Here is a 13,231-nt window from a genome sequence, read left to right on the forward strand (position 1 = left end):
GCCTGATGGAAAGTACCTTTCTAGCCTGGATGTTCCGCATGCCGTTGATCAAGCGCTGGGCGCTGATGTATTGCGTAAAAAAAGAAAATGTTGCCGAACACTCCCATCAGGTGGCGATAATTGCCCATTTATTAGCGGTGATTAAAAACGAAAAATTCGGTGGCAATATCAATGCTGATAGAGTCGCAACCATCGCTCTGTATCATGAAGCGTCGGAAACCCAATACGGTGATGTTGTCTCACCGACCAAATATGCCAATAAGGAAATCTCTCGGGAATTTAAGAAAATTGAAGCATTAGCCGAAAAGCAATGTCTTGAATCCTTACCGGAAGATATTCGTCATGTATTTCGCGATATTATCGTTCAGGATAATGTTGACGCCCAATACAAAGCCATTGTAAAAGCAGCGGATAACCTTGCCGCCTATATTAAGACTCTGGATGAAATCCGCCATAATAATGTTGAATTTGAGCATGTGGAGCAACGATTAAGAGCCAAGCTGATGGTCACTCAACAACAGATGCCGGAAGTGGGCTACTTTATGGAAACCTTTTTGCAATACTGCACCGCTAGTGTCGATAAGCTCAGCGAAAAGCGTACTTAGTTACATCTTCAATTTCAGATGCAAACTTAAATGCGTCATACCTAGGTAGTTACTTTAACGTCATGCCGAAATAGCCAAGTAAACGTCATACATGGGTCGCCTCTAAAACGTCATACATGGGTCGCCTCTAAAACGTCATACATGGGTCGCCTCTAAAACGTCATACCGGGGTCGCCCGGTATCTCTGCACTTACCTTAGATTCCGTATCGAGTACGGAATGACGGCTGGATTTTTGAGTAGTCTTGGTCGCGTCATACCTGTGTAGTCACTTCAACGTCACGTCGAAATAGCCAAATAAACGTCATACCGGGGTCGCCCGGTATCTCTGAATTGTCTTAGATTCCGTATCGAGTACGGAATGACGATTTGATTTAGGGTCGCCCGCTATCTATGGCCGTTAACATTCTGGTTTTAAATCAGTTTTACTCCTGCTACAATGCTCGGCGCAAAATGGTGCCGCGACAAGCGGCTGCAAAGGGAATGTGGTACGAGACCTATCCTCGAGTTCTGAGAAGCATGTCTTTATCCCACAACTGTACCCGCAACTGTAAATAGGGCCAGGATCAAAATCCACTGACCACAGACTTAAGCGACGTAAGTTCGCTAAACATAGCAATAAGGTTGGGAAGGTTGATACTGGGTTATCTCTATGAGTCAGGATACCTGCCTTTTTGTAAACAGCAACTCGTGCGGGAAAACACGATGATGTCTGGCACTACATTGATTGATACAAAGCTTCATGGTGGCAAAGTCAGGTTTTGACCGCATCACGTTAGTCTTTTATCACCGCCAATTATTGCCCTTCTATCGATTCCGCGCTTACGTATAAACAGTTATTTAAGCAGTGGAATATATCTTGGCAGACCGGCCATTACCATCAGCACTCGAGGTTGAAAACCTGACCTGGTATGTTGCAGAGCAAAACATACTCACCGATATCAATCTGAGCATTGAACAAGGTGCACGTGTGGCAATTATCGGCCCTAATGGCGCCGGCAAAACCTCTTTGCTCAAATGTATTGCGGGTTTACAAAAAGATTTTACTGGCCACATCAACATTGCCGGGGATGCAATAACAACACTTTCGACAAGGCAAATTGCCCAACGCCTAGCCTATGTCAGCCAGCACCAAAGTACGCCATTTGACTTATCCGTCAATGACATTGTGCGCATGGGGTTGCTTGCCAACAAACCCGTGTTCGCCTTTAATGACGCTTTTGATGATTCTAATGACGATCAGCACATTGCCGAATCATTGCAACTGGTAGGCCTTAAACACAAACGCTGGCATTCCTTTAATACCCTTTCCGGTGGTGAACAACAACGCGTGTTAATTGCCCGTTCAGTGGTGCAATCGCCGAAGCTATTGATTATGGATGAGCCAACCAATCACCTGGATATTTACTATCAGCATCAAATTTTAGCGCTTGCTAATGAACTAGATTTAACCCTGATTTTTTCGATTCATAATCTTGAGTTAGCCAGTCAATATGCCGATACCTTAGTGTTATTGGAGCAAGGCCGTATTGTCGCCAAAGGTAATGCCGATACGGTATTAACCTCGGATCTGTTAGAACAGGTTTTTAAACTGCCCTGTCTGGTTGAGCCGCATCCTATAAATTCTGGCAAGCGCATTACGTTTGCAGCGGCTGGAACGAGGATAGCGCTATGATAAAAAGACTTTCCTTGCCAATAAATGCCCTCCTTATACTTGGGTTGCTATTAATCTCGGTTTTCTTTTCACTGGGTATGGGCACCCAGAGTGTCGGCTTTGACGCAATTTATGCATGCCTGTTTGAACAATGTCAGGGGCCATTTGACCAGCAAATACTGTTTGATATTCGTCTGCCACGTATCATTACTGGATTTCTCGCAGGCTTTGGCCTGGCAATGACCGGAGCCCTGATGCAAAACATCACCCGTAACCCTCTGGCGGATCCGTATCTTTTCGGTATCGTTGCCGGTGCAGGGCTTGGTGTTACTATGGTCAGCTTTTTCGCCGAATCTATTGCCCTGTCGATTCCATTCGCGGCATTTATTGGCGCTTTGCTAGCGGTAGTTTTAGTGATTGGCATTGTCTTTAATCGTCATTGGCAACGCATTGAATTTTTGTTACTCGCAGGTGTTGCGGTGTCATTTTTACTCAGTGCTATTACCAGTTTCACCTTGTATATCAGCGATGCTTTTGCTGCCAATCGGGTGATTTTCTGGCTAATGGGTTCGCTGGCTCGAACCGATAATCAAGCCATTTACTGGATAACGCCGGTCATTATTATCGGCCTGTTTATCTCACTATTACTTGCTAGACAATTAGATGCTTTGTTGCTCAGTGATGAAAGCGCCCGCAGCTTAGGGGTTTCGGTGAGCAAAGTCAGGATCGGCATATTGATTTTATGCGCGGCGATCACCGCCGCAATTGTCGCATTTTGCGGTGGCATTGGCTTTGTCGGGTTGATGATCCCGCATTTGGTTCGCAAATGGGTTGGCATTACCACCGGTAAGCTAATTATCTTTAGTGGCTTGCTCGGCGGCATCTTCCTGATGTTGGTAGATGTAGTTGCCAGAACCGCACTGAACGGTCAGGAAATTCCCATCGGAGTCATTACAGCCGCTATTGGTTCGATATTCTTTTTAGCCCTGATGCGAAAAGAATAGGGAGAAAAGCCTAGGGCGAAATGCAAAGCGCGAAAAGCGTAAGTTGCTAAGTGTAAGGTACAAGTGAACTAGATGAGTCATTCCAAAAACAACATAACGCCAACTCTGATGATTCAGGGGACCACATCCGATGCTGGAAAATCGACCCTGGTAGCTGCTCTTGCCCGAGTTTGGCAACGCCGCGGCTTGCGTGTTGCACCGATGAAACCTCAGAACATGGCGCTTAATGCCGCGGTTACGCCTTGCGGCGGCGAAATTGGCCGCGCCCAGGCTATCCAGGCCCAGGCGGCAAAGGTTGACCTTAACGTCCACTTCAACCCGATTTTATTAAAACCAAGTTCCGATACCGGAGCTCAAGTCATTGTGCACGGTAAAGCGCTGACAACCATGCAGGCAGGGCAGTATCAAGATTACAAGAAAACGGCGATGAATGCGGTATTAGTGTCGCACCAATATCTGCAGCAAGATTACCAGCGTATTGTGGTTGAAGGTGCCGGTAGTCCGGCAGAAATTAATCTTCGCGAAGGCGATATCGCCAACATGGGCTTTGCCGAGGCCACCGACTGTCCGGTAATACTGATAGCCGATATCGACAAAGGCGGTGTATTCGCCCACCTTGTTGGCACCTTAGCGCTGTTAAGTAAATCTGAGCAAAATCGGGTGGTTGGTTTCGTCATAAACCGCTTTCGTGGTGATATCAAATTACTGGAAAGTGGTCTCGACTGGCTTGAAGAAAAAACCGGAAAGCCAGTGCTTGGTGTCCTGCCCTATTTGCATGGTTTAACGCTATCAGAAGAAGACGCGGTTAATAACCAAGTAGCTAACAACGAAGACAATTACCAACGGCTCAAAGTCATCGTTCCTGTCTTGCCGAGTATGAGCAATCATGATGATTTTGACCCCTTACGCTGGCATCAGGACATCGATTTTGAATTCGTTTACGCCAATCCAGATAATCCAGAGCCTTTGCCTGATGCGGATTTAATAATTTTACCGGGCAGTAAATCGGTAGCCTCGGACTTAGCATTTTTGCGCAATCAAGGATGGGATAAGTCAATTTATCGCCACCTTAGATATGGCGGCAAAGTAATCGGTATTTGTGCTGGTATGCAGATGCTTGGTGAGGATATTAACGACCCATTTGGCGTAGAAAGCACCGCATTAAAGGCTATCGGTTTAAAACTGTTGCCGATAAGTACAAGCCTTGCGGTAGAAAAGACCCTGACCAATGTGCAATTTACATTAAATTCAGAATTGCAGAATGCCCAGGTAAATGGCTATGAGATTCATACAGGCCAAAGTCAACTTACAGAACGGACGCGAAGCAAGGTCTTGTATAAAGATGCTCCAATGGAGCGAGGCCTTATCAGTGATGATGGGCTGATAATAGCAACTTATGTCCATGGTTTTTTCAATCAACCGCAGGTACTACAAGCGATTACCAAGTGGTGTGGACACAAGATATCTCAATCAGATTCCGCCTGGGAGCTACAGGAAAAAGCCATCGACCGTCTGGCTGATGCCTGTGAACAACATTTAAATATTAACCTAATTGAAGACATACTGACTAAGTGGTACGCAAATGACAAATGAAAACCAAGAGTTAAAGCATAAAGAGCCAAGCCGCGAAGAGCAGCGCCACAAAGAGCGGCAGCAAAAAATTAAAGAAAAAGTTGATGAAAAAATCGCTCAGGCACAGGAAGAACGAGGCCTGCTGGTGGTTATTACCGGTAATGGCAAAGGCAAATCAACCTCTGGTTTTGGTACCGTTGCCCGGGCGGTTGGCCATGGTCAAAAAGCGGCCGTAGTACAGTTTATCAAAGGTACCTGGGAATGCGGCGAAGCCAATCTTTTAAGGCAACATGGCGTTGAGATTTGCGTGATGGCAACAGGCTTTACCTGGGAAACGCAAAATAAAGAAGCGGATATTGCTGCAGCCACAGAAACCTGGACCGACGCTAAACGATTGCTGACAGATCCCAGCATCGATATGGTGCTTCTTGATGAACTGACCTATATGGTCAGCTACCACTATCTGGATTTGGATGAGGTTATTCAGGCCATCGAAAATCGCCCTAAACACCAACATGTTTTGATAACGGGTCGCGCCTGTCATCGTCGTTTAATCGATCTTGCCGATACCGTATCTGAGGTTCAGGAAGTAAAACATGCCTTCCAAGCCGGTATTAAAGCGCAAAAAGGTTTGGACTGGTAATGATGAAACTGGCTCAACAACCGATGCAGCCGGTTATGGTTATGGTTATGATTATTCTGGTAGTTTTTTCCAGTATTGGCACCTACGCGGTTGCCAAATCTGACGATGAACCGAAGAAGATTCGCATTATTGCCCTAGCCCCGCATATTGTTGAGATGCTCTATGCCATCGACCTGGGTGACAATATCATTGCCACCTTAGAACATGCCGATTACCCGGACGCTGCCAAAGCTATCCCTAGGGTTGGCAATTATGCCCAGCTAAATATTGAACAAATTGTCGCACTTGACGCGGATGTGATCATTGCCTGGAAAACGGGTAATCCCGATGCCGATATTCAACGCTTAAAGCAACTTGGACAAACGGTTATTTATTCACACCCGCAACGCCTTGTTGATGTTGCCAATGAAATTGAAAGTTTTGGGATGCGTTTTGGCAATGCCGATGTGGCAAAAGAAAAGGCCGATGAGTTTCGACAAGCGCTTGAGCAATTACAAAAAAATTATCAGGATAAAGCGCCGGTAACCGTGTTTTATCAACTTTGGCCGCAACCGCTAACCACAGTTGCAGGCAATGCCTGGCCACAACAGCAACTGGATTTATGTGGCGCCCAAAACCCTTTTAAGAATGCAGACAATGACTATCCGCAAATCAATATCGAAGACGTATTGGTGGTCAATCCGCAGATAATCATTAACCCAAGTAGTCGCCATAGCAATGAATCGATGAGCATCAACTGGCAACAATATAAAAACATGGATGCAGTAAAGCATCAGCAAATGTTACGACCAGATGCGGATATTTTGCATCGCATGACGTTACGACTCCCCAGCGAACTTGCCAAGCTTTGCAAGCAAATCGACCAAACCCGCCACTTTTACCATGGGGTCAGAGTCAATTAATAAAAATACAATGTATTAAAAAACATGGGGTTAAGTGCCATTCATTTATGACTCTGTCCCCTTAAAAGGAATTTGCCGGCATATAGCTTGCAGGCAAAATGTGGTACTGACCACTAGGTCAGTGAAATCAGTGCTGAAGTGCTCGTGGCAATGTTTGTTAGAACGAGCAATTAGGGAATCAGGTGCTGGGCTATCGCCCAAAATCCTGGACTGCCCCCGCAACGGTGATAAATGGTGGTTTTTAAATAACTGTCGTTTTAAGTCCGGAGACCAGCTTCAGCGAATTTTTTCAGGTGCGGTGGGCGCCTTGTGTGAGGAAAAAATGAAATCTAAAGCAATAAAAACAAATCGACGCAATCAGGTTGCGTTGCCTTTAACCGCTGTGTCTTTAGCCTTAATCGCTAACACCTCGGTGATGCAACAGGCGAATGCCGAACAAATATCGTCCGTTGACGATAGAATCTTAGTTACCGCTAATCGCAGCGAAGAACCAAGATCCTTAAGCTTATCGTCAAACGTGGTGATCAATGCGGTCGATATCGAACGTCTGCAGGCAAAAAACGTCAGTGAGATCCTTGATCAAGTTGCTGGTATGTCAGTGACATCTCAAGGCGGTCCAGGACAAGCCAGTTTCGTATTTACCCGCGGCAGTAATTCTAACCAAACGCTTCTTCTCATCGACGGGGTACGGGTAAATTCTGCAACGCTTGGCTTAACTGACTTTTCACAAATTGCGCCTCAGCAAATCGAGCGCATTGAAATCATCAAAGGTCCTCGCTCTTCTCTTTGGGGCAGTGATGCCATCGGCGGAGTGATTCAAATATTCACAAAACGCTATGCCCATGGCAGCGGCAATGTTGGTGCCAGCCTTGGCAGTCATGGATATTTGCAAGGCTATGCTGGCATTGGCTTTGGTAATGACGAGCATAACTTGAGCCTTAGCATGAATGCCGAGCAAAGTGATGGCTTTAATGTCTTTGAAACGGATTCAGATAACCCTTATGACATTAATGAACCAGACAAAGACGGTTTTGAACGTCTTAATTTATCGGTAAATGGTGAGTCTTACATCAATGATGAAATACGTCTGGAATTAGTGGGTCGCTATCAAAAAGGCAACAATGAATACGATGCTTCCTATCCCGATTCGCCTTGCTGGAACGATCCTTCGCAATCCTGTCCGTCGTTTTATGCCAATGAGCAGGACAGCGAAAATTCGCACATTAAGCTTGCCAGTGTTTATGAAACCAGCGCCATCACTTCCAACTTATCATTGGCTATTATCGAAAACTCAGCCAAGACTTTTGGTAATGGCATTGACCGTGCCGATGGTGATGAAATCACCACCAAGCGCCAGCAAGTTGCTTTCATTAATCAATTTAGTGTTGCCGATGGCTTTCGGGTGAATCTTGGTCTTGACTGGTACAACGAAGAAGTCAGTACCAATCAGGATAAAGATCCCTGGACTGAAGGGTTTCAGGAGTGGCAAATAGACAGTCGCGATGTGACCGCCGTTTTTGTTCAAGGCCGACAAACCATTAACTCGTTGATTATCGAAGGCGCGGTTCGTTATGACGATATCGAGAAAATTGGTGACAAAACGACTTACAACCTATCCGCGGGTTACAAAGTATCGGCAAACTTATTGGTAAGTCTGAACCGTGGCACTGGCTTTAAAGCACCAAGCTTTAACGACCTGTACTGGCCGGGAAGTGGTAACCCGGATCTAGAACCGGAAGAAGCGACCAGCAATGAATTACTTGTTCGTTATGCTTTCGATTTCGGTCAATTGGAGCTTGCCGCTTATGATTCTGACATTGATAACCTGATTGCCTGGGCACCGAATGAATTTGGACTGTGGCAACCGAGTAATGTCAATACAGCCAAAATAAAAGGCATTGAGAGCAGCATTGAATTATTGCTCGGCGCAACCACCAATACATTGGCAATATCATACACCGATGCCAAAGATGCCGTGACCAATTTAGATCTTATTCGTCGTCCGGCGCTTACCGCTAATTACACTCTAGGGTATGAATGGCGAAACTATCAGTTTACAGCCATTGCCAGCTATCGTGACAAAAGCATTGATAGCGGTATGAATGAATTGCCGAGTTTTACCCGATTTGATCTGGGCGCACAGTATGCGGCAAGTGCGGCACTGACCTTCAATGTAAAAGTGAATAACCTGTTAGATCGCCAATATCAAACGGTTAACCAATATGTTGCAGATGGTATCAATGGTTATGCGGGATTAAGCTACAAGTTTTAAACGCAGTGGTTGTGGCACTTAAGTTATAAGTGCCACTTTTCCTATGAATTGAAGTTTAACGCTGAAAACGATATACCGAGCCTAAATTCAGGATTTGTGTCAGTTCATCAAGCGCTGTGCGAGATTCCACCAACAGTGACGGGTCGGTTAAATCATCAAAGCTCAGGCGATCACGGTAGTGTTTTTCTACCCAATTAACCAAGGTCCCGTAAAGCTCATCGTTTAATACACAGTTCGGGTTTACCGCAGCCAATTCAGACTCTTTTAATGCCACGCGTAAACGCAGACACGCCGGACCACCGCCATTTTTCATCGACTCATTCACGTCGAAATACTTCACTTCTTTAATTGGCGTCCCCATGGTCACCAGATTATCCAAGTAGGCTTTTACCCGTTCATTTTCATAACAATGCATCGGCGCGATAATGGCCATAGAACCATCGTTTAAGGTAATGATCTGAGTGTTGAACAGGTAGGTATTAACCGCATCCTGTACCGTCACGTCATCACTGTTTACTTGAATACAGTGCAAATCGTCGCCTGAAAATTTCTGACGTAATTCCCCTAAAAATTGCTCAGTATTTAAAAACGCCTGTTGATGATAGAAAAGCACATTCTGATTACCCACGGCAATGACGTCATTGTGAAATACGCCTTGGTCAATCACTGCTGGATTTTGCTGAACATAGACAACACGATTGTCATCCAATTGATGCAAACGTGCGACCGCCTGACTCGCTTCCAGCGTTTGCCGCGCCGGGTATTTCATCGGCATTGGTTTTGCTCGGTTAAACGCATAACGACCGAAAGTAAATATCTGTACGCCAGCGTCATCATAATCTGTGCACAACCGCGTATGGTTTGCCGCGCCTTCATCACCAAAATGATCATTATCATTAAGATGCAAATGATGTTCGAATACGTTGTCGTCATTAAAAACGGCTTTTAGAATATTGCCGGTAGTTTCTGGCTCTAATGAACGATGAAATTTATTGGTTAAATTTGCCGGAGTAAAATGCACTTTACCATCAGCGGAATCCGAAGACGGCGAAACCGTTGCGGCATTTGCTGTCCACATACTTGATGCGGAGCAACAGGCGGAAAGTAAGGCTGGTGATGTTTTCGCAGCTTGTGCTAGTACCGAGGCATCACTGCCACTAAAACCTAAGCGGCGCAGTGAAAATAAGTCCGGGCGCTCCTGTGGTGCCAAAACCCCCTGCCCCATGCCCATATCGTGCAAGGCTTTCATCTTTTTCAAACCTTGCAACGCGGCATTCTTTGGACTGGAAACATCGTGAGCATTCGACAATGACGCGACATTGCCGTCTGATAATCCTGCGTAATTGTGAGTTGGTCCAACTAATCCGTCAAAATTTACTTCCAAACTCTTCATACTTGCCCCATTTTTCATTAATTGCCTGCTAAAAACTGGTATGTTTTCGCTAATTTTTCAGCCATTGTAACGACTTAATTTTCCTTGTAAATGGCCTGTTTGCCGCTAAATCGCTAATATTTACAACAATTGTTAATTAGTTGTTGACATGTCCAACCAAACCACTTAAATATAAATGAACTATTCTTAATTTAAAATTTACTGTGAAATTTATTAACTCAGTCATTATTCTCCTGCTGGTCGTGGTTTTAGTACCAAGGGCCGGGTTTTGACTGAATAATTAAGAAACGCATAAAAATTCACGAAACCCTCGCCTAACCACCGAGGGTTTTTTAGTTTTTCTAAGCTTAAAAAAAGGCAAAAAAAATGACAACAGAGTTGTACAGTGGTTCTCAATTACTGATTAAGGCCCTGGCAGAATTAGAGGTGGATTACATCTTTGGCTACCCTGGCGGGTCCGTTTTGGATATCTATGATGCGATTTTTCAGCAGGATAAAGTCGAACATATTCTCGTTCGTCATGAACAAGCAGCAACCCATATGGCCGATGGTTATACCCGGGCAACGGGTAAAACCGGAGTAGTATTGGCAACCTCAGGGCCAGGTAATACCAACTGTATAACCGGTATCGCTACCGCCTATATGGATTCAATCCCAATGGTATTGCTCGCGGGCCAGGTGCCTTCCCAATTAATCGGCGACGACGCGTTTCAGGAAACCGACATCATTGGTTGTTCTCGTCCTATTGTTAAACACAGCTTTAACTGTCGCTCCGTTGTTGAATTACCGAATGTACTGGCCAAAGCCTTTTACCTGGCTGAGACCGGCCGCCCGGGTCCGGTGGTCATTGAACTACCAAAAGACATTCTGATACCTGACAACAAAGCGCCTTTTGAACTGAATAAAGACGTCAAACTGCGCTCTTATAACCCAAACGTCCGGGGCCATAGCAAGCAAATCAAGAAAGCGGTGAGCACCATTCTCAAAGCCAAGCAACTGGTGATTTATACCGGTGGTGGCATTGTCCTGGCAGATGCCAGTGAAAAACTCACCAATTTGGTCGAGCGATTAAATGCGCCAACGACGAATACCTTAATGGGTTTAGGTGGGCTTAGCGGTTTGCATCCGAACTTCTTAGGCATGCTGGGTATGCACGGCTCTGTGGAAGCGAATAAAGCCATGGCCAATGCCGATGTTATTCTGGCCCTTGGTGCGAGATTTGACGACCGGGTGACCAACAAGGTAGAAAAGTTCTGCCCCAATGCGACGATTATTCACGTTGACATTGACCCAACGTCGATCTCAAAAACCGTTAATGCTCATATTCCTATTGTTGGTTTGGTGGATGTCGTCATCGATCAACTTATGGCAGGCCTTGATGACGCGAATCATCAGCGCGATGACAATGCTTACGCGAACTGGTGGAAACAAATTAATGAATGGCGCAGCTTAAACAGCTTTAGCTATGAGACAGATGAAAACAAAATCAAGCCACAACAAGTGATAGAATCGGTATATAAACATACTGAAGGCAAAGCCTATGTGACCTCAGATGTAGGTCAGCATCAGATGTTTGCCGCGCAATACTACCCATTTGATAAACCCAGACAATGGATTAACTCCGGTGGTCTGGGCACCATGGGCTTTGGTTTTCCTGCGGCCATGGGTGTCAAGGTTGCGTTTCCCGATGCAGATGTCGTGTGTGTTACCGGCGATGGCTCGATTCAGATGAATATTCAGGAGCTTTCTACCTGTTTGCAATACAACCTGCCGGTAAAAATTGTCTCTTTGAATAATCGCTCGCTAGGTATGGTTAGACAGTGGCAGGACATGATTTATGGTGGTCGTCACTCCTCTTCTTACATGGAGTCATTACCGGACTTTGTAAAATTGGTGGAATCTTATGGCCACGTCGGTATTCAGGTGAATCACCCAAGTGAACTCGATGAAGCGATGGAACGTGCTTTTGCGATGAAAGACCGATTGGTGTTTGTTGATGTTCTGGTCGATGAAACCGAACATGTGTACCCGATGCAAGTGCGTTTTGGCGCGGTTGATGATATGTGGCTGAAAAAGGGAGAGAAAGTCTAATGCGCCGTATTCTATCTATTTTGCTCGAGAACGAGCCCGGCTCTTTGTCGCGAATTGTTGGCTTGTTTTCACAACGGGCTTACAACATTGAAAGCTTAAGCGTGGCGCAAACCGATGATGCAAGCCTTTCTCGTATTACCATTACCACCCGTGGTGACGACAAAGTGCTTGAACAAATCACCAAGCAGGTAAACAAACTGGTTGATGTGATCAAGGTAGCCGATTTAACCGAACGAGCCCATATTGAACGAGAGATGGTGCTGGTTAAAGTGTTAGCGATGAGCGATAAAACCCGTACCGAAGTGAAACGTGTCGCGGACATTTTCCGGGGAGATATCGTCGATATCGGCAAGCAAATTTATACCATTCAATTGACCGGTGATGAGAGTAAAACATCGGCATTTATCAAAATCCTCGGCCATGAAACGGAAATCATCGAAGTGGTGCGTTCTGGTACCGTCGGCATCGCCCGCGGCGAAAAAGCCCTGCGCGCTTCTTAACAGAAGCGCCTTTTTTATGGGGTCAGTGTCAATTACCAAATAACATTAACTTATAGTATCAATACGTTAGATACTATAAGTTAACGACTCTGTCCCCTTAATACGATGTCCCATGTCAGATTTTTTCATCGAAACCGCCGATAAATCCGATAAAAAAGCGATTCAACGCTTTTACAAGCAGCAGCGCTATTCCGCCCGCTTTCTTGGTGACGACGTCACCTACCTGGTCCGTGATAATCAGGACATCATTGCCTCGGTTATCATCTCTTTTAAAGACAGTCACCCGTTGCTGCATGCTCTTGTAGTCGACAACAATCATCGAGGCCAAGGCATCGCCCAATCGTTATTAGCGAAAGCCGCAGACCTACACCCACAGCTTTATTGCTTTTGCGGGAATGAACTGATGAGCTTTTATCAAAAACAACATTTCGCCGTTATCCAAGGCTCATTATTACCCGAAGAATTACGCCAAAGGTATCTTGCTTACCGTAAAAAACACGAATTGATTGCCTTGTATTTAAACAGCAACTAACTTTCGACTTTTATTAATACTTTTCTATACTTACCACATCTTTAATACAAAGGACCCCGTTGCAG

General features: G+C 45.3%; 11 protein-coding genes and 2 riboswitches. Of the genes, 10 read left to right on the forward strand and 1 reads right to left on the reverse strand.

Annotation, left to right across the window (positions count from 1 at the left end):
* The first annotated feature begins 5 nt into the window (after positions 1–5).
* The 7 genes from yfbR to ACHUFQ_RS09940 all read left to right on the forward strand — a co-directional run bounded on the left by yfbR (position 6) and on the right by ACHUFQ_RS09940 (position 8,650).
* Entirely contained in the window at positions 6–605 is a 600-nt protein-coding gene (yfbR, locus tag ACHUFQ_RS09910) for a 5'-deoxynucleotidase (protein WP_394175150.1), read from the forward strand.
* A 435-nt stretch (positions 606–1,040) separates the two neighbouring features.
* Positions 1,041–1,291: riboswitch (cobalamin riboswitch) on the forward strand.
* A 159-nt stretch (positions 1,292–1,450) separates the two neighbouring features.
* Complete coding sequence (locus tag ACHUFQ_RS09915) at positions 1,451–2,278, forward strand: ABC transporter ATP-binding protein (protein ID WP_394175152.1); 828 nt, start codon at positions 1,451–1,453, stop codon at positions 2,276–2,278.
* Complete coding sequence (locus tag ACHUFQ_RS09920; RefSeq protein WP_394175154.1) at positions 2,275–3,261, forward strand: FecCD family ABC transporter permease; 987 nt, start codon at positions 2,275–2,277, stop codon at positions 3,259–3,261. Before ACHUFQ_RS09915 ends, ACHUFQ_RS09920 begins: the two co-directional genes overlap by 4 nt.
* Before the next feature lie 72 nt (positions 3,262–3,333).
* Positions 3,334–4,854: a cobyric acid synthase gene (locus ACHUFQ_RS09925; RefSeq protein WP_394175156.1), complete on the forward strand. Its 1,521-nt coding sequence runs from the start codon at positions 3,334–3,336 to the stop codon at positions 4,852–4,854.
* Positions 4,844–5,476 (forward strand): cob(I)yrinic acid a,c-diamide adenosyltransferase, encoded by a 633-nt coding sequence (gene cobO, locus ACHUFQ_RS09930; protein ID WP_394175158.1) that lies wholly within the window; start codon positions 4,844–4,846, stop codon positions 5,474–5,476. Before ACHUFQ_RS09925 ends, cobO begins: the two co-directional genes overlap by 11 nt.
* Positions 5,476–6,378 (forward strand): cobalamin-binding protein, encoded by a 903-nt coding sequence (locus ACHUFQ_RS09935; protein WP_394175160.1) that lies wholly within the window; start codon positions 5,476–5,478, stop codon positions 6,376–6,378. Before cobO ends, ACHUFQ_RS09935 begins: the two co-directional genes overlap by 1 nt.
* Before the next feature lie 119 nt (positions 6,379–6,497).
* Positions 6,498–6,671, forward strand: a riboswitch (cobalamin riboswitch).
* A gap of 29 nt (positions 6,672–6,700) precedes the next feature.
* On the forward strand, positions 6,701–8,650 hold the full coding sequence (locus tag ACHUFQ_RS09940; protein WP_394175162.1) for a TonB-dependent receptor domain-containing protein: 1,950 nt from the start codon (positions 6,701–6,703) through the stop codon (positions 8,648–8,650).
* A 55-nt stretch (positions 8,651–8,705) separates the two neighbouring features.
* Here ACHUFQ_RS09940 and astB read toward each other — a convergent pair whose 3' ends face one another.
* Entirely contained in the window at positions 8,706–10,043 is a 1,338-nt protein-coding gene (gene astB / locus ACHUFQ_RS09945) for an N-succinylarginine dihydrolase (protein WP_394175164.1), read from the reverse strand.
* A gap of 366 nt (positions 10,044–10,409) precedes the next feature.
* On the opposite strand from astB, the gene ACHUFQ_RS09950 reads away from it, so the two are divergent.
* From ACHUFQ_RS09950 to ACHUFQ_RS09960, 3 genes are all read left to right on the forward strand, one after another.
* Positions 10,410–12,134 carry an acetolactate synthase 3 large subunit gene (locus ACHUFQ_RS09950; RefSeq protein WP_394175165.1) on the forward strand — a complete coding sequence of 575 codons (1,725 nt, stop codon included), beginning with the start codon at positions 10,410–10,412 and terminating at the stop codon, positions 12,132–12,134.
* Entirely contained in the window at positions 12,134–12,634 is a 501-nt protein-coding gene (gene ilvN, locus ACHUFQ_RS09955; protein WP_138320427.1) for an acetolactate synthase small subunit, read from the forward strand. Before ACHUFQ_RS09950 ends, ilvN begins: the two co-directional genes overlap by 1 nt.
* 112 nt (positions 12,635–12,746) lie before the next feature.
* Positions 12,747–13,166 (forward strand): GNAT family N-acetyltransferase, encoded by a 420-nt coding sequence (locus tag ACHUFQ_RS09960; RefSeq protein ID WP_394175167.1) that lies wholly within the window; start codon positions 12,747–12,749, stop codon positions 13,164–13,166.
* Positions 13,167–13,231 lie beyond the last annotated feature (65 nt).

It is taken from the genome of Thalassotalea litorea, assembly GCF_043642205.1.
Lineage (GTDB): Bacteria > Pseudomonadota > Gammaproteobacteria > Enterobacterales > Alteromonadaceae > Thalassotalea_A > Thalassotalea_A litorea.